This window comes from Pseudomonas sp. R151218B TE3479 (genome assembly GCF_053629195.1).
In genome coordinates, this window is record NZ_JBRJHV010000001.1 from 3,015,966 (window position 1) to 3,032,934 (window position 16,969).

Consider the following 16,969-nt stretch of genomic DNA (forward strand, 5'->3'; position numbering starts at 1 on the left):
GCTCCCACATTGGTTTTTGCGCTGGGTCAGAGCACCGAAGCCGTCTGCGGCAGTTTCGGCTGGCGGTACAGGTCCAGCAGCACCTGGTCCAGCACTGACGAAGCGCCCCATGGCTTCGGATCGTTGAGGATCGCTACCACCGCCCAGGTGTTGCCATTGATGTCGCGGCTGTAGCCGGCGATGGCGCGGACGGTGTTCAGGGTTCCGGTCTTGACGTGGGCCTCGCCGGCCATGGCGGTGGTTTTCAGACGTTTGCGCATGGTGCCGTCGGTGCCGGCAATCGGCATCGAACTGATGAACTCCGCCGAATACGGGCTGCGCCAGGCAGCTTGCAGCATCGCCGCCATTTCCCGGGCGCTGACCCGTTCGGCGCGGGACAGGCCGGAGCCGTTCTCCATCACCAGGTGCGGCGCGGTGATGCCTTTCTTGGCCAGCCACTGGCGTACCACCCGTTGCGCCGCCTTGGCATCATCACCATCGGCTTCGTTACGGAACTGCGCGCCGAGGCTCAGGAACAGCTGCTGGGCCATGGTGTTGTTACTGTATTTGTTGATGTCGCGGATGATCTCCGCCAGGTCCGGGGAGAACGCCCGGGCCAGCACCTTGGCGTTGCTCGGGGTCGCGGCCAGGCGGTCCTTGCCCTGGATGCTGCCGCCCAGCTCCTTCCAGATCGCCCGTACCGCGCCAGCGGTGTAGGTGGCATGGTCCAGCAGCGACAGGTAGGTCTGGGAGCTGCAACCGTCACCGAGCTGGCCGCCGACGGTCACCGTCACGCTGCCGTCTGCCTGTGGGACCGGGTTGTAGCGCACGCCGCCGGCGCATTGCTTGGAATTGACCGCCTTGACCTGGTTTTCGATGCGAATGCTGGCAATCGGCGGTTCCACCGACACCAGCACCCGGCCGCCGTCATTGCGGGCGACAAAGCGCAGGGCCTTGAGGTTGACCAGCAGCGAGTCGGGCTTGACCAGGAACGGCTTGTTTTCGTCGTTGCCGTCGTCGTTGAACTCGGGCAGTTGCGGCTGGATGAAGAAACTGCGGTCCAGTACCAGGTCGCCGGTGATCTGCTGTACGCCGTTGGCCCGCAGGTCGCGCATCAGCAGCCAGAGTTTTTCCATGTTCAGCTTGGGATCGCCGCCGCCCTTGAGGTACAGGTTGCCGTTGAGAATCCCGCCGCTGAGGGTGCCGTCGGTGTAGAACTCGGTTTTCCACTGGTGATTGGGGCCGAGCATTTCCAGGGCCGCGTAGGTGGTCACCAGTTTCATGGTGGAAGCGGGGTTGACCGAAACGTCGGCGTTGTACAGCGTCGGGGTGCCGGGGCCGTTGAGCGGCACCATTACCAGGGACAGGGCGTCGTTCTGCAGTTTGCTGGCCTTGAGGGCCTTTTGCACGTTCGGCGACAGGGCAGTGTTGATCGTGGCGGCGTGGGCGGTGACAGGGAGGGCCAGGGGAAGAAGAAGGCTGGCCAGAAGCAGTGGGCGCAAAGATTTGATCATTTGAAATAGAACCCTACGGGCGAGGGGGAAAAAACGAGGACATGAAAATGAACGTCCTCAACGGTCATGAAAGTGTCGGCATTATGCCCCAAGCCGCAACGGCTTGGGCCGTGCCTGAGCCCTTCGGCTGCTATTTTTTACCGACGGTAGGCCGATACGCCCGATCAGTCGGGCAATCGACGCATCAAACTGGTAAAGTGCCGGCCGTTATTACTTATGAGGATTGTTCCAATGGCGACTAACCGTTCCCAGCGTCTGCGCAAAAAACTGTGCGTGGATGAATTTCAAGTTTTGCTAATTAGCAAAAAATAGTCGGTTGGTTGTCAAAAATCCCCACCCCTTCCCTAGTACGCCCTCTACGCCCTCCAGCCCCGTAAGCTCAGCAATTAATACGTAGTTCGCCTGTGTACCCAAGTGACCTGGGGTGGCCGTGCGGAGGAAAGCGCGGTTCCTGACATCCCTGCCATCAGCGTTGCATGCGAAGCCTGGCGTTGCCCTTCGCGCCTGCCGGAGAGCGCCCAGTCTCACAAGCCAACCCCAACAGAGATCCGGCTAGCTAAAGCTCGGGTCGCAATGTGCAGGGATTTGTCCGGTAGCGAATGGATGAGGTATAGTGCGGATGGCGGTGCGGTCTCGGTAGAAATCATGAAACATGGATCATATTTCGTCCCGAGACTTCAGAGGGAACATAGCACCGGATGACCATTCGGGCCTTCTGCTGACATGGTAGCGCGGTATAGGGATTGACTCCTATTACTGGTCTATTGTCTATTACGGATTTAACTTACTAATTTGGCTAAGCTAAAGCTAAAGCTAAAGCTAAAGATGGTAGGAAAAAAATAAGGCTCGCCCATCGGCGAGCCTTTCTAATTTTGCAAGGACGAAGAATGCAGTCAACAGAAGAAATTGACGCCGCAATCAATCTGCTCAAGGCCTCGCTCGAAAGTCGTAGTGATAAAAAGATCACTGGAGCAGTCTTCGGTGAAATGGTTCGTAAAGCCACACCTGAATTAGACATAAAAGCTTTGGGGCTTCCGACTAAAGCTACGTTTTCACGGTTCATCGAAAAGTACTTCGAAGGGGTTCTCTTCCGATCGCATGCTCAGGGCAAAGATTCGGTCTACAACATTGGCGCCCCGACTGCCGATACCGGTGTTGAGCCTGATTATGCCCTTTGGAAGGCTTTTGTCCGGCCTCAATCTAAATACCAAGTCGGACTAATTACAGCCAGTAAATCCTTGATGCTTTTTGGCGCTGACAGCAACGTTGATGCGGGTCAGACGGAAGTTGTCCTTATTCCCAGCGTCACTCAAGATGAACTGAGCGGGATAATGAATGGATTTGTGCAGGCCGAGCAAGCTGCCTTGGGTAGTGCTCTTCCTGATACCCAACTGCCTTATGCACACTGGACTGCCAGCCTTCGCGAGCGCGACAGGCCCGCCTACCGGAGATGGATAGACTTCCGTATTGACCGTCTCCTGCAGTTGTTCAACCAAAGGTTAGAAGCTGCTGATGTTAATGAGCATGACCGCAAGAGTCTTACAGACTTCATGAACCGCTCGCGCAGTGCCCGTCTGCCCAAGACGCCCCCCAAAACGGCGGGTAATACATTCGAAAGCAGAAATGCCATCGGATGCGCGGAAGTGCTGGTCTCAGCGTCATGTGCTGCCAATAAAGACGCTGACCTTCGTGACTTGGTGGTACGGGCGGTGATGAACCTTTCAATCGCTGAGCTGCGCGAACTGAGGTTGCCGGTGGGCGCAGTAGCTGATGCCCTAGGGATACTCGGTAAGAAGTGACTGCGGGCTCGGCTCTGGGCGGATTCTGAACTGATATCATGGAGTAGTCGTGCAAGGATACCTGAGGGCTAACCACCGCCCGTGCATCCTCGTCGTGGTGCGTGAAGCAGATGCTGCCAGCTTGAAGCGGAAGATAGCGCTTATGTGTGGGCTTGGCTGGGAAGAACAAGTTAGGTTCAAGGTTGTAGCTAAGCAATTTTCCCTGGATGACCTCACCGAGTATGTAATTGATGATCACTCCGAATCCGATTTCCGGAAGGTTTACTTTCAAAAGGGATTGTTGGATCAGGAGGTTCTCCAGGAGGAGGGCATAGATTTCACCGTACGCCCGTCCGCTGAGGCGCTGAGCCGTGAGATCAAGAAATCGCTGATGGACTTCGGAATTCACTGGGAAAGACGTGCTGAAGAGGAGTGGGCGAAAAGCTCCCTGGGTCACCTCACACCCAAGGAGTGGGTGACTCAGTTTGGCAAGCTTGGCCACCCCGGTACGGGCCGGAGCCTGTTGAAGGCCCTGCGCGTGATAACGGATGCTGAGTTGCGTACAGCCTTCAAGCTTTCTGATGCTGAAGGTATCGGTTACACGATCGCTCACGCCTATTTTCATGACAATGAACCGGGCTCAAGCTGTATCGCGGTGAAAAACATTCTTGAGCACATGCTGCCCGAAGGGGCTGTTACGGCTCTGGATGTTGCTGATTTATCCTACTTTCAGGATCTGAAAGCGGATGTCCTCTACGTGTATGAGGACGGTTTGTGGAGTGGGGTCGAGATCGTAAAGCGTTTGAAGGCGCTGTCCGAAATTGAGGCGCTAGCCCAGTCCAAAACGAAAATTGTATTCAGATACTGCGTGACCTGTGATGCAGGCCTCGCTGCCGCACGGCATGCTAGCAGCAAGCTTGATCATCGCCTGTTCGACATTCAGCCTGCCGCACCCGGTTATCACTTTTCATTTGTGCCGGCGGGGATCGATCTTCAGTTTCCTGACCTGATCGACAAAGGTGACGCAGCCGTCCGCGCGGCCATTGACGCCAATATTGAGCCATATGTGTTTGGTGTAGCTGGGGTTTGGGGGGAGGAGTGCGACGATGCTAGAAAGGTGTGCTCTGACATAGGAGAGCAGCTCGTAAGGCCGTATCTGGCTCGGAAGGCACGAGAAAAGCGCCAGGCTCAAGCGATGCAGGAAGGAAACGCTGCGGACTTTCCAGAAATCGACTTGGCATCAGTATCACAAGAAGATGTTGATCGGTGGAAGCTAGGAGCGATGAAATTTGGCTCGACCATCGTTTTCGCGTCAAGTATTCCGAAGCCGGTGATACCGCTGATGTGGTTGAAAGGCGAGGTGACCATTGACGGTACTACAGTGGATTGGAAGCCACTTTTCTGGGACGCGAGGCGCATCGCCGAAGCTGCCAGGTAGCGCGGTCATCAGCTTCAAGCAAACTGTAATCAGGCCGGATGCTTGCTGTCCCGCGCCGCACGGTAGCCCAAAAAAAACCACCCCGATGGGGTGGTCTTTTCACAAGCTAGCAGTTATTCACTGCAGCTAAGCGCGATCACTTTGCAGCGTTGACCGGCTTCTCGGGGTACCAGGCGTCGAGCAGAGGGCTGACTTCAACCTTGGTCACTTCGCTACGGCCTTTGAGCCATGCTTCGACGGTTGCGCGTTGCTCTTCGGTAACCGAGCCACGTTCTGCCTTGCAAACCAGGCCGAAATCGTCGCCGCCGACGTAGTCCAAGCCATTGGCATCCATCGCTTCGCTCAGGAAGGCATCGAGGAATGCATCGACTGCCTCATCATCCAGGTCTTCCTTAAATTCCAGGTTCAGCTCAAAGCCCAATTCCTGAAACTCGTCCACACAAAGCTTTTTGCGAAGACGACGGGAGCGGTTAGTGGCCATCAAAAAAATCCTCTAAGTAATTACGACGCGCAGTCTATCAGCTAACACCACCAATTGCGTGACCGTCTGATTGACCTCCCCAGCAGGGCCTAGGTCTAACCCTCGATCTGATCTAACCGACGATGGCTGTCGGGGGGGTAGCACCTGAGCGAGTTTGCCTGGATATCCGAGCTTGCTGGAACCTTGGCCATCCAAAACCAGAATTGGCATGAGCTTACCCGGGCTGGTTTTCGGCTCGCTCTGAATCAGAAGCTACCTGACTATCTTCGGGACATGTACTTTGCTGGTGACTTGGGGATCTAGCATGGCGCGCCCCTTTCCTGACTAACCTCCACGTAACGAAATATTTCTCATCCAAGTGCACTTGTAGGTGGTGGCCACTGGCCCAGTGCAAAGGCTACTATGACGCGTTGTTGCCATTGCTTCACGCTGACAACTTTCACTCGGAAAGCTTTCACGCTGAAGACGTCCAAGGAGGGTTGTCATGTGGGTAGATAACGAGACGGAAACAGACTTCCTCAATTTCTCTGGGGTGGCTGACACGGTTGCCGAGATCGTTTACCAAGCTAATGGCCGTCCGATCTCCATCGGCGTATCTGGAGCGTGGGGCGCGGGCAAGTCGTCCATGATCAAGCTGATCCAGGCGTCGCTGAAAGATCCTCCCCAAGGCGAGGAGAAGCCAAAGAAGGACTTTGTGTTCGTCGAGTTCAACGCCTGGCTCTATCAAGGTTACGATGACGCCCGCGCTGCCCTGATGGATGTGATTGCCACGCGGCTGGAGGCTGAGGCCAAGAAACGCGCGAAAGGCCTGGATAAGGCCACGGAGCTTCTCTCACGAGTAAACTGGCTTCGGGCAGCGAAGCTTGCTGGCAGCACAGCAATGTCCTTTGCGACGGGCGTACCTGCTCCCGGCTTGCTGAGCGAGGTCATTGGGCTTATCGACCGAGTTCGAAATGGCCAGGTCGATCAGGACGCGATCGAGGCGCTGCACGACACCGCCGAAAAAGCTAAAGACGAGGCCGGTAAGCTATGGAATAGCGCACCTGCCAAAAAGTCTCCGCCCAAGGAAATCCAGGCACTCAGGGATAACTTCGAGGCCATCCTGGAGGAGCTTGGAGTCACGCTGGTCGTCTTAATCGACGACCTAGATCGCTGCCTGCCCGAGACCACCATCTCCACGCTGGAAGCCATTCGGCTCTTCTTGTTCCTGCGCAACACGGCGTTCGTGATCGCTGCGGACAACGAGATGATCAAGCACGCGGTGCGAAAGCACTTTAGCGGCGTGCCTGACGATGTCTTGGTGACCAGCTACTTCGACAAACTGATCCAAGTGCCGATTCGTGTGCCTCCGCTGGGTACCCAGGAAGTCAGGGCGTACATGATGATGCTGTTCCTGGAGAACAGTAAGCTGGAGAAAGATGTGATCGAAGACATCCGGATCAAGGTACGCGGGCAGCTTCGGTCGACATGGCAGGGCAACCGAGTGGATCGCGCGTTCATGCAGAGTTTGTACGATAGCTTCCCCACAGATCTCATCGGCAAGTTCGACACCGCTGAGCGCCTGGCTGCAGTCATGACATCCGCCTCAGGTATCCAGGGAAACCCGCGACTCATCAAGCGTTTCCTGAACGCCTTGTCTATCCGGATGAGCATTTCTCGTGCCCACGGGGTGGGTGTTGACGAAGCGGTGCTGGTCAAGCTGATGCTCTTTGAGCGTAGCGGCAACCCCAAGGCATATGAAGAGTTGATGAAGGCCGTGGCTGCCCATAAGGATGGTAAGCCGACCATGCTTGGCGATTGGGAAGCGGATGTGAAGGTAGGCAAAGCCCTGACGCTTCAGCAGCCCTGGGATCTGCCTTTCGTAAAGGAATGGCTGGCTCTGCCACCGGCGTTGGCGGACAAGGATTTGCGGGGAGCCATCTACGTCAGTCGTGAACACGCCCCGATTATCACGGACGAAGACCGGCTGTCTTCCGAGGCCGCCGAGCTGCTCACTGCACTGCTCGCTACCCCTGACATGGCCGGGCAGTTGAAAGATCGGCTGGCTCTCATTGCGCCCGTAGATATCAACGTGGTGATGGATCGTTTGCTGGATAAAGCGGGTGCTGAGCAAGAGTGGGGCGTGCCGGACATCTTGGAGGCCTTACTCGTGGTTGGGCGCCTTGACCCTCAGCAAGGGCTTCGACTGGCTGCGTTTCTCAAAGATCGCCCGCCTGCACAAATTCAGGCGGCCATTGTGCCGAAACTGACCGACGAGCCATGGGCTAGGTCAGTGTACGAATTCTGGATGACCGCTGAAGTGAGCGGGCCTGTGAAGGCTGCGATAAGGAGATTCGATGGGCACTTCGCAAAATAATGACGGGCCTGGTAAAAACCGACCGTTCGTTCCCCCTTGGACTCCTCCGCTGCCGCCGATGCCGCCTGCGCCGCCTGTGCCTCCAACACCGCCTGAACCGCCTGAGCCGGATCCGAATGACGACGGGCCATCCGAGCCAGACAAAGACAGGCCTGAGGACGGTGACCAAGCTGATGACCCGAGCCAGGCGCCTCAAGCACCGTCGCCGCTAGCGCCTCCTGGACGATTTGCGGGCGCGCGGCGGGGGCTTGGTGACTATGCGAGCAGTGGTAATCGCGACAGCTTGCGCAAGAGTCTGCGGGAATATGTCCGGCATGGGTACGGCGGGGCCAAAACAACCACTGCTCGCTTTGGGGGCACTGCGTCGATCGCAGGGGTCTTCGGCAGCGCCCTTGAGGCGGTTGCTGAAGGTAACCCGCAAGCCGGCCCAGGTGTGCTTGATCGCGCGCTGTTGCAGGGCCGTTCGGCCTCTGAGGTCATGGATGCACTGGTCGAAGCGGTGCGCCCTGTTGATGGCTCCCAGGATGCGGAAGCCGAGCGTGCATCGATTCGCGGTTCGCTGTCTGACGTTCTGCTGCGTTACCCGGACGCCGACTTGCTTAACCTGTCGGTCGAGCAGCGGGCGTTTGCTATCGAGCGCTTTACCGCCATGGACGTGTTTCACCGGTATGAGCTGGATCTGGGAAAAACTGTTCAGGAGAAAGCTCCGTCGGCGACTGTGGCCATGCGTCGTTTAAAGGAAATTAAGGATTACATCAAAGAATGCGTGAGCGCGTCGTTCCGCAAGATCGCAACCGCCAGAAGGCCCCTGACCACAGGGAAAATTTCTCAGGTTGTCGCACAGGCGTTGAAAGACACCTTTGAAGTCTTCGAGGGGTACGTAGAATGAGATTCGTGTGCGGCCCAGCTGGTTTCAAAGTGCCGGGTGTGGAAGACGCCATGCAAGTGGTGATCTACGGCAAAGCTGAGGATGGGCAAGTCAGCGTTGGTGGCTACGCCAGGGAACTGCTGGACAAGGCCCATTTGGAGATCAGCCCTCAAGCCTGGGACTTCCTGAACATCGCCCTTTCGGTGGTAGCTGCGGATTTCACTGCTTTGAGAGCAAAAAGTGCTGATGCCTGGACTCGCCAGATCAGCCTTGAAATTGCTGTGAAGGATTCGGTGTTTTGGAATACGCAAGCGCGTGCCTTGGAGGCGGCTTTGCGGTTCCTCACAACGGATCAGTGGACGCTGGCATTTCATCCTGGTGGTTATGGGCCGCCGGCACAGATGGAGGCATTGCACCCTATCGAAGACTCCGTTGTGCTGCTCTCGGGTGGCCTGGACAGCTTGATTGGTGCTATTGATCTGGTCGAGCAGGGGGTAAAGCCCTACGCAGTGAGTCAGATTGTCCGAGGTGATGGCGAAAAGCAGAATCTCTTCGCCAAGAGCCTTGGACTGAGCCGAATCGGTTTAAACCATGTCGCCAAGTCTCCGGGGGAGCAGGAGCCGTCTCAGCGTGCTCGCTCGATCGTATTCTTAGCATTCGGCCTAGCGGTGGCGACATCGCTTGATCGCTACCATCTCGGCGAGACTGTACCGCTTTATATCTGCGAGAACGGATTCATCGCTATCAATCCACCACTGACTATGTCCCGATTGGGAAGCCTCAGCACGCGCACCGCACATCCTGAGTACCTTGGGCGTCTTCAGCAGATCTTTGATGCTGCAGGCATCAACGTTCAGATTCGTAACCCCTATGCCTTGGTTACGAAAGGGGAAATGATGGTGGGATGCAAAAACCAGGATTTGCTCAAGCAGCATGCTGTGGCATCCACAAGTTGCGGGCGTTTCCAGCGGTTCGGCTACAAGCACTGTGGCCGATGCGTGCCTTGCCAGGTGAGACGCGCCTCGTTTAAGCGTTGGTCGGCGCTCGATGATGATACTTGGTACGTCTACGACAACCTGAGCAAAGATGACCTGCAACATGGGCGATTTGAAGACGTGCGGTCGGTTGGAATGGCGCTGGCAAACGTCGCCGAAAATGGGTTTGAGCAGTGGCTAGGGCACAGTCTTTCATCCTCCTTCATCCATGATCGCCAAGGGTACAGTCAGATGCTTGCGCGAGGGCTTGATGAGCTGGGCGTTTTGCATCGTGACTATCGGCTGATCTAGTCGTGGGGTGCGTGCGTCGAATGGCTACGCGGCGTGGCCTGGTGCATAGCCATAGTCTATGTGTGGTTATAGGCATGGGCCGAGCTAGGCCAATCCAGGCTCTTTTCGCAGATCTGTGGCATTCAGAATTGGGAAGCCACGCCGTGAGTCGAGGGGCCTTGATCGAGGTCTTATCTGGCCAATTCTGAATTGACGGTCGCGATCAGCCCATGTCATCCATAAAGTCTGGTGACTTTGCCTTCCTGATCAACCTTTCGATGACTCAGTAATCCAGCCTCACCATCGATTTTACGATCCTTAGTTGAAGGTTTTTATCAGGGCGACTCTGCTTCCATTGAAAGTTCGTTTTAGCCTTATATTGTTGCTGCGAACTCCGGGTTCAACATAATCCGCGCCCCTTCAATCTAACGCCATCGACGGAATGTTGGCCGGCTCACAAAAATGGTGAGTACCTCACATTTTTTTGTGGGATAGCGGTAGAGTTAACCCATCTGTTAATTGAATAGAGGGCTGATATGGGCTGTCTTCAAGAGTTCGCTTGTCTGACTGAGTTAGTGCATACGCTGGAAAAACAGAAAGAGCATATGCTTCAGGATGGAGAGCTCGTTCGGGCGTTGGAATTCGAAAGGAAATTGAACGAGCTTTTGGACGAATCTGGCGTTCCTAGGGAGCGCTTGTTGGAGATTTTACTGGGCCGTCCCGATGCGCCCCGCGCAATTCGAAAGGAGCTAGCTGATGTGGGGAATTTGAAAAGCGAATCCCCGGCTCCAACCCCTGCTAAGCAGGCTGCTGCGAGCACAGCACCTGAATCTGGTTTGCGACCTGCCAGCTCAAATGCTGCTGCATGGAGGGAAAAATTTGGGCACCGAAGCTTTGAGTCTTGGTTCAATCAAGCGAAGCCTGAGCGCAGCTGAGTTAAGTAGCATTTTCAAAATATCAACTTAGCGGCTGATTTTGAATTTTCCAGATTCTGAATGGTTAGTGTCGGCGAGATAGTGAAGTTCGATGCTAACTCAATTCTGAATTGAGATACTGCTATGATCAGATGGCTCCCTGTATGGCTAGGAGCTGTTTCATTTCCGAATAGGCTCTTGCGACCGGGGTGTCTTTGGTCAAGAGCTTACCAAAGAATGAAGCTGTAATTACATAATCCTGATCAATCAAGTCGTTTGTTATGCGAGCGGCGGGGCGACTGTCGATCCCACCCTTGCTGACCCATTCCATATTGTGCCAAAAGCAAGATATGAAATACCTCAGAACCAGTGGCTTAGTTTTCAGAAACCCTTTGATGCGGACGTCCGAAAATCCTTTTTTCCTGAGAAATACTGTCACACACTCAAAGGCCATTGAATAAATGGCCCCAAGCCGATGCTCATCCGGTGGGGTTTGCCGTAGTTCTTTGGATGCGGTCGGCCCCAGAACAGTTTTCAGCAGGCCGTCTCTTTTCAAGAACTTTTCTTGGTTTTTGACATGATTTAGCTCGTGCTTTTCAATATCTGGCTGAATTTCCTCGATATGTGCAGCGATGAGGCCTAGCCCGGCAGGTGAATCAGATCCTGCTTTCAAATCGTTCATCGCCCTTCGAACGACCTTGGTGAAAGCTTTGTCGACCAAGCGTCCTTCCATGCTTTTCAGCTCGGCGCACTCCATTTGAAACGCGACGCCGACAGAAAGCGAAACCGACACGCGACCGGGGATAGACGACAGGGTGGCCAGTGATCCGCGCATGGTTTCGCGCCATTGGGGGCCTTTGCACATTTCGAGGAGTGCAGCGTCCGGAATTAGAAACTTGGCCTTGGGCCTGTCTTCAATTAATTGCTTCAGCTCCTCCGAGCGGAAGTAATTCTGATCCAAGGTGTAAATTTCTGTCATGGGGAGACCTGAGTTACGCAATCGCTTGTGGAGCAGCCGCAATGGTTCGGGTGGTTATCACATACAGGCCATCAACACGGTTTTTGGATCACGGACGTAGGCGATTCTGGTCGTTTGTCTCAGATGCATCAGCCATCTCATCCTGAATGGCTGAGTCTTCCGCCGTCATGAGGCGTAGATACCATTCCCATCATTCTTGAGCTATTGGCGCAGGCTCCTCGCTACCCTCAGCCCGACTACCGCTCTCATTAGTCTCAACCATGCGCAGCATCTGCTCCCTTACCAGGGGCTCACATTTGTGGCAGGCAAAGTATTTGATTCTCTCCATATCCCCAGTGACGAATTCACCGCATCGCTCACACGTGACAGCACCCCAGCCCCGGTCGAAGCACGATACACAGCTCCACATCCCGTCGATAAAGAATACTGAAGGCTCAGGGTGCTCGCACTCGTGGCAGGACGCGATATGCTCCTGTCCTTCCTCACACCACTCATCTCCCTGAGGATAATGCTTGGCGCAGAGGTTGGTCAGGACGTCGATGGTGATGCCGTGGCCGCAGTTTGGACAAGCGTTTAAACCCTTTTGGAAGAATTTAAATGGAGCGTTGCAGGCGGGGCAGGGCAGCTCTGCGTTGCACTCTTCCACAACGGTGTCATCGACGCCACACACCATGCAGGTGTAGTCAGTACCCCATGAGTGGGTCTCGCCAACAATAGCGGCGGGCATGTGGCAATGGCCGCAGGGGACGATTTTTTTGCCTTTCTTCTCTTGGATTTCGATTTGAGGCTTCAGGATTTCGAATCGGGTTTTGATGAATTCGCCCTGGCGCATCATGCGCTGGTTGAGCACTTGTAGCTCTACTGCATAGGGTTGAAACACGCCTTCCCATAGCCCGGTCAGGAGCGCATGCAGGTAGTGCCAAGATGCCCATGCTTCGGCAATCACCCCGGCCTGTGTCTTACTCGGATTATCCATACCTGAATGAGCGAAATGGACGATCTGATTACGGTGCTCGCCTAGGGCCTTGAAATTGTCCGAGGCGTTCTTGTCGATTCTCTCGCCAAGAATGGATGGGATTCGGTTAAGCGCGTCATCGAGATAGACGGAGAGAAAATCACCTACGGCGAGATTCTGAAGATCGCCGGTCTCGGGCTTTGAAAGCATGAGCGTCCAATGCTCTTTCATTAGCCGGGCTTTCAGGAACAACTCGACCGCCGTGTACAGATCGACGATGGCATTCTTGGGTTTGGTTTGGAGATGGTCGATAGAGCTATTCACGAAGCCCAGGGCGTTTCGTACCAAGGCGTCGAAGAGCTCTTCTTTCGTCCGGCGTTCCTGCTTCAACCATCTGCGTGCCATAACGCTTTACCGCCTCTGTGTTGATTACTTGCTGCGATTGTAGAAGCGAATGCACCTCGACGGTTCCCCTTCCGTAACGCTCGTTACGGCCCAGGCGGGAGCCTAGGCCAAGTATTGGCTATTCCTGGAGGGTGACTGTGATGGCAGTAGAATCTACGCCATAAAACCGGGCCATGGCGTCTTTGGCCCCTTTGATCGCTAGGTAAGGCTCGCCCTTCGTCTCTGCTACAAAGCCTTCGACCTCAATGGGAGTCCCCCTGCTGAATAGCTCTCTCACTCCGCGAGCTAAACCTACGTTCTCATTGTATTTGAACAAACCACTGACGGATCCAGAGACCTCGATCGCTTTTCTGAATTTCACATCCCATTGCTTCTCGCCGTCAGGGGATAAGGCCTTGCACCACTCACAGATTTCGAAAATCAAACCACCTGGATCATGCGCAGATCCATCGGATCGGCCCTTAGGCCAGTATACGAACGATACTGCCAACGCCTCCGCGTCATCTACCACGGGCAAGCGTAAAGAGGCGCCATCAGTTTTGCTCCACGGAGCGGCGGTCTGATGTCGATAAATAAATTCTCTGTCATTCATGGCAGTTCCTAAAAGATTGCGTTGATTCTTAGACGGCTCGTTGTCGAGACCTTGTCCCGCGATGGCTCGGGAGAGCATTTCACTGGTAGTGAAGGGGGGCTGGACTACGGGTCAGGTGTTGAACAAATGGGGCAAAACTGAGGCGATCGAGTCACACCTTGGCGATCTGCTTACACGGCCAGCGTCAGAGTTAACCGCCGATTGGTATACGTTTTGAAGAAACCTCTCCTTCGTGGCTGAGCCGGTGCTCAGGTAAACGGCGATCGAGGCAAGCAGTCTACTGGCCTGAGCGCTGTTGCGACAGGACGCTTTTTGGGTGTCTGGAAGAGAGCAAGCTTGAGGGCATTTTCGGGTTGATTAGGACGGCGGGCCTGTACCTTCGCAATGAACGTTGCGCTATGGGAAGCGTGCGTACCTATCGTGAGCTGGAAAAGTTTTGAATAGGTACCGACTCTGCAGGTGCCGAACGCTAGCCTATGCAGACATAAATCAGACAGGTATCACTGAGTGCCCCACGAATCTACCGAAGCGGTACAAAAATGCGAAATCCTACTGCGCACTATGATGGAGGATCTTCAGGCCAAGCGAATCTGGCCGAACATGTCCAGCATCATCGACGGCATGCTCAAACGCCGCATAGAGCTTGCGGAGGTGTACCAAGAGGTTCATGCCTCCCTGGCGCACGCACCCAGAGCCCTCTCCATTTTCTGGGATGTCTTCCTCCATACTGCTGATGGTTGGAACCTCCAGAAGAATCGAGCTGCGCGGCAAGCCCGTGAGGAATTGGTTGGTGTAAACCGGCGGATTAGCGAGCTCGCTGACCAATTGGCAGCATTGCTGGATCGGCGTGATGCCATTCATAACTACTCAGGTTTTCGTTCCAATACCCACTATCACATCTTGGATATCGTGCACGAAGCGTCTGAGCACAATGGTCTGTATGAGAGCTATGTGAAAGAAGATCTGGATCGTCTTCAGTACCAATTCGACCTGAAATATTGGCCGCCGCTGAGTGATGTGCTTCAGGCAATCGGCACTGACGCCGAGCGCGCAGAGGTGACTGCCACCGACCCAGCTACTGCAGCTGCCACCGCAAGTAGGAAATCAGGGCGTTCAGATTTCGTGAGGGCGTTTATGACGCGGATCGACGGCAGCAGAATTAAAAATTGTGGCTTCATCCCTGATGAATTCACGCTGTCTGATAGCGGCATGGCCTCGCTCGTCAACTGTGGCCTTGATTTGGCTGTCGATGAACTGGTAAATGCCGAATTCATCAAGCGATTTCGGCAGCGACAGCGTCAAGCGAGTAAGGCCTGAACGCACCTGGGCCAGCGTAGCGCAACAGTGGGTGGCACGATCCTGACCCTGTCAGCTGTGGGCCAAGAGGGGAGCTAGGACTTCGCCGCGTCCATCCAGCGCTGATAGCTCTGCTCGGCGTGAACCGGGTTATCGAGCTTCGGTTTTGAACGCAAAGCGAACGTCTTTTCAGCCAAGGCCTCCAGCCGCTCTGCTGCTTTCGGCAGCCAGCCATTCTTGATCGCCCAAAGCTTGATGTTCTCTGCGGGCTCTTGGTGGTTACGCGAGCGCAGGATTCTAAGGATGCGTTTGGCGTGATCATCATCGGAGGCGTTCAGGACGGCGGTGCCCAGGTTGATCACTGAGGTCAGGGACTTCATCGCTTGCTCAACGATTGGATCGGCGATGAGCTTGAGCGCCGGGGCAGCAGACTTCCCGGATTTTGTGGGCTTACCCAGCACTTGGGGTGACCAGGTTCTATTCCAATTTTCAATTGCATCGGGCGTCCATGGGACAGCCACGACAGCGACCAGATTTTGCAGCGAATCGATTTTGTCCATCATGTCCTGGCCGGCAAAGATGGCGATCAGCACGGATGGTTTGGATACCCATTTCAAGGTCTTCATCGTTTCGCAGCGCATCTGGGCGCCGCTAGGCAATGTCACAGGCACTCCTTTGACTAGCTTCGTGTGAATCGTCGCCCCTAGCGCCTCATGGAGGGCGCCAGAGGTGAGTGATGCTTTGGCAGGTACCAAGAAAATGACTTCGAGCGTGCCGGAGGTTTCGCAGAGGCGGTCTGCAACTTTGACACCTGCCAAGATGTGCACAGGGCTCTGATTGGTGTCGGGCAGGAGTATCCGTTGTACGTTGGGCATGCAGTCGTCCTTGTCAAAAATGGTCGTCACGGGTGTGGGCCGGATCAGGGTTTCGGAGCTTGTCTCGCTTCCTCTGATAGATCAAGTGATGGGGTTGAATGCCCCTCGGTTGTCGCTAGCTCAATTAACACGCTCCTGCGCAAGAGCGAGGTGTGAGCCGTCAATTGAAAGGTGGTAGTGGCAAGCAGCGTCTGACCTTACACTGGGCTTCCCTTTGACGCGCTTGGACTGTTCAATGAGTTTTCCATCCGACATCAAGCTGGCCATGCGGCAGTGTATTCTCAACGTGCTTTGGCCAAAGGACGACATCCTGAGTTTTTTTGGCAGCAACAGCTGTACCAAGGCAGATATTAACGCCTTGGGTGATTACAAGGCGCTCTCCCGCTCAGCGATCGTTGACGCGATGTTTACTCACTTAAGCCAGAAGCCAGATGAGGGACTGGGTCAGTTTAGGGCGATGTTACAGACGCTTGTCACGTGGACGCATTTTGACGAGTACTACTTTGATCGGCTGCAAAAGTTGGATCGTGTGCATGCTCAGAATGCGATCACGCACCTTAAGCAATTGCAGGAAATTCGTGACCATAAACTCCAGGAACTCAGAAAAGAGCGGGAGCGGCGTGAGTCGGAAAATCGAACAGCCAAATCTACCCTGCCAGACCTCCAGAAGCAGTTCATTTCGCTGCTTCAGGGCGAGCAAACTGGAAGTAAGCGCGGGTATGCTTTGGAGCGAATACTTCATGAGCTCGCTCGCGTCTCTTCGTTGGAGGTGACCGAGGCATTTCGAGAAAGGGGTGAGCAGATTGACGGAGCCATCAAATACGACGGGGAGCACTACCTCATCGAGGCGAAGTGGCAAGAAAAGGCGGCTGCAAACGAGTCGGTGTACCAGTTTGCGGGCAAGGTTGAAGGCAAGATGTATGGCCGAGGTCTCTTCATCTCGATCCACGGTTTCAGTGAGCAGGTTGTGAACTCGCTGATCGCCGGAAAAGCTATCAAGACGGTGTTCATCGACGGGGCCGATCTCATACTCGTATTAGAAGGATTGCTGACGTTCACACAGATGCTGGATTGCAAGATCAAGGCTGCTCAAACACGAGGCTTGATCTACGTTGACGCCATGTCCGGAAGGGCAAAGCTGTAGAGCCCCAGTTCACTGGCCTAAACGGCTCTCACGGCATGGGCTCTGCCCAATGCGAGTCGTAAACCTATCGCCCAAAAAAGGTTCTCTCCGGTGCTGCTCCGTGCATGGAGTAGGGTGCCGTCTGGACGAT

At 55.0% G+C, this 16,969-nt stretch carries 14 protein-coding genes; 8 read left to right on the forward strand and 6 right to left on the reverse strand.

Translation table 11 applies throughout. From position 1 onward, the window contains the following. Positions 1-26 precede the first annotated feature (26 nt). On the reverse strand, positions 27-1,493 hold the full coding sequence (gene dacB, locus AB7M32_RS13455) for a D-alanyl-D-alanine carboxypeptidase/D-alanyl-D-alanine endopeptidase (protein ID WP_072407908.1): 1,467 nt from the start codon (positions 1,491-1,493) through the stop codon (positions 27-29). An 887-nt stretch (positions 1,494-2,380) separates the two neighbouring features. Between dacB and AB7M32_RS13460 the strand changes: the two genes are divergently transcribed. Next, positions 2,381-3,292, forward strand: coding sequence for a hypothetical protein (locus AB7M32_RS13460; RefSeq protein WP_454250168.1), 912 nt, complete (start codon positions 2,381-2,383; stop codon positions 3,290-3,292). A 49-nt stretch (positions 3,293-3,341) separates the two neighbouring features. Then, positions 3,342-4,709: a phosphoribosyltransferase-like protein gene (locus AB7M32_RS13465; RefSeq protein ID WP_454250169.1), complete on the forward strand. Its 1,368-nt coding sequence runs from the start codon at positions 3,342-3,344 to the stop codon at positions 4,707-4,709. Between the two features lie 136 nt (positions 4,710-4,845). Here the strand turns inward: AB7M32_RS13465 and AB7M32_RS13470 are convergent, their stop codons facing one another. Continuing rightward, complete coding sequence (locus AB7M32_RS13470; protein WP_454250170.1) at positions 4,846-5,190, reverse strand: YggL family protein; 345 nt, start codon at positions 5,188-5,190, stop codon at positions 4,846-4,848. Between the two features lie 484 nt (positions 5,191-5,674). Between AB7M32_RS13470 and AB7M32_RS13475 the strand changes: the two genes are divergently transcribed. The 4 genes from AB7M32_RS13475 to AB7M32_RS13490 all read left to right on the forward strand — a co-directional run bounded on the left by AB7M32_RS13475 (position 5,675) and on the right by AB7M32_RS13490 (position 10,614). Beyond that, a complete protein-coding gene (locus AB7M32_RS13475; RefSeq protein ID WP_454250171.1) occupies positions 5,675-7,546 on the forward strand; it encodes a KAP family P-loop NTPase fold protein in 1,872 nt (623 codons plus the stop codon). 283 nt (positions 7,547-7,829) lie between these two features. After that, complete coding sequence (qatB, locus tag AB7M32_RS13480; protein WP_454250172.1) at positions 7,830-8,435, forward strand: Qat anti-phage system associated protein QatB; 606 nt, start codon at positions 7,830-7,832, stop codon at positions 8,433-8,435. Continuing rightward, complete coding sequence (qatC, locus tag AB7M32_RS13485; protein WP_454250173.1) at positions 8,432-9,700, forward strand: Qat anti-phage system QueC-like protein QatC; 1,269 nt, start codon at positions 8,432-8,434, stop codon at positions 9,698-9,700. The genes qatB and qatC overlap by 4 nt, the downstream gene beginning before the upstream one ends. Positions 9,701-10,215: 515 nt before the next feature. Further along, complete coding sequence (locus tag AB7M32_RS13490; protein ID WP_454250174.1) at positions 10,216-10,614, forward strand: hypothetical protein; 399 nt, start codon at positions 10,216-10,218, stop codon at positions 10,612-10,614. A gap of 127 nt (positions 10,615-10,741) precedes the next feature. On the opposite strand, the gene AB7M32_RS13495 is transcribed toward AB7M32_RS13490, so the two are convergent. The 3 genes from AB7M32_RS13495 to AB7M32_RS13505 form a co-directional block, all read right to left on the reverse strand. Beyond that, positions 10,742-11,572, reverse strand: a complete 831-nt coding sequence (locus AB7M32_RS13495) for a hypothetical protein (protein WP_454250175.1) — start codon at positions 11,570-11,572, stop codon at positions 10,742-10,744. 190 nt (positions 11,573-11,762) lie between these two features. Beyond that, positions 11,763-12,932 carry a hypothetical protein gene (locus tag AB7M32_RS13500; RefSeq protein ID WP_454250176.1) on the reverse strand — a complete coding sequence of 390 codons (1,170 nt, stop codon included), beginning with the start codon at positions 12,930-12,932 and terminating at the stop codon, positions 11,763-11,765. A 118-nt stretch (positions 12,933-13,050) separates the two neighbouring features. Continuing rightward, a complete protein-coding gene (locus AB7M32_RS13505) occupies positions 13,051-13,524 on the reverse strand; it encodes a hypothetical protein (protein WP_454250177.1) in 474 nt (157 codons plus the stop codon). 507 nt (positions 13,525-14,031) lie between these two features. Between AB7M32_RS13505 and AB7M32_RS13510 the strand changes: the two genes are divergently transcribed. After that, positions 14,032-14,841, forward strand: a complete 810-nt coding sequence (locus AB7M32_RS13510) for a hypothetical protein (RefSeq protein ID WP_454250178.1) — start codon at positions 14,032-14,034, stop codon at positions 14,839-14,841. A 74-nt stretch (positions 14,842-14,915) separates the two neighbouring features. On the opposite strand, the gene AB7M32_RS13515 is transcribed toward AB7M32_RS13510, so the two are convergent. After that, positions 14,916-15,695, reverse strand: a complete 780-nt coding sequence (locus AB7M32_RS13515; RefSeq protein ID WP_454250179.1) for a hypothetical protein — start codon at positions 15,693-15,695, stop codon at positions 14,916-14,918. 235 nt (positions 15,696-15,930) lie between these two features. Here AB7M32_RS13515 and AB7M32_RS13520 point away from each other — a divergent pair, with 235 nt between their 5' ends. Beyond that, positions 15,931-16,839 carry a restriction endonuclease gene (locus tag AB7M32_RS13520; RefSeq protein ID WP_401192552.1) on the forward strand — a complete coding sequence of 303 codons (909 nt, stop codon included), beginning with the start codon at positions 15,931-15,933 and terminating at the stop codon, positions 16,837-16,839. Positions 16,840-16,969 lie beyond the last annotated feature (130 nt).

Bases quoted from the DNA above. Each gene is read 5' to 3' on its own strand.
- dacB (WP_072407908.1), bottom strand. From the start codon at position 1,493: ATGATCAAATCTTTGCGCCCACTGCTTCTGGCCAGCCTTCTTCTTCCC.
- AB7M32_RS13460 (WP_454250168.1), top strand. From the start codon at position 2,381: ATGCAGTCAACAGAAGAAATTGACGCCGCAATCAATCTGCTCAAGGCC.
- AB7M32_RS13470 (WP_454250170.1), bottom strand. From the start codon at position 5,190: ATGGCCACTAACCGCTCCCGTCGTCTTCGCAAAAAGCTTTGTGTGGAC.
- AB7M32_RS13475 (WP_454250171.1), top strand. From the start codon at position 5,675: ATGTGGGTAGATAACGAGACGGAAACAGACTTCCTCAATTTCTCTGGG.
- qatC (WP_454250173.1), top strand. From the start codon at position 8,432: ATGAGATTCGTGTGCGGCCCAGCTGGTTTCAAAGTGCCGGGTGTGGAA.
- AB7M32_RS13490 (WP_454250174.1), top strand. From the start codon at position 10,216: ATGGGCTGTCTTCAAGAGTTCGCTTGTCTGACTGAGTTAGTGCATACG.
- AB7M32_RS13495 (WP_454250175.1), bottom strand. From the start codon at position 11,572: ATGACAGAAATTTACACCTTGGATCAGAATTACTTCCGCTCGGAGGAG.
- AB7M32_RS13500 (WP_454250176.1), bottom strand. From the start codon at position 12,932: ATGGCACGCAGATGGTTGAAGCAGGAACGCCGGACGAAAGAAGAGCTC.
- AB7M32_RS13505 (WP_454250177.1), bottom strand. From the start codon at position 13,524: ATGAATGACAGAGAATTTATTTATCGACATCAGACCGCCGCTCCGTGG.
- AB7M32_RS13515 (WP_454250179.1), bottom strand. From the start codon at position 15,695: ATGCCCAACGTACAACGGATACTCCTGCCCGACACCAATCAGAGCCCT.
- AB7M32_RS13520 (WP_401192552.1), top strand. From the start codon at position 15,931: ATGAGTTTTCCATCCGACATCAAGCTGGCCATGCGGCAGTGTATTCTC.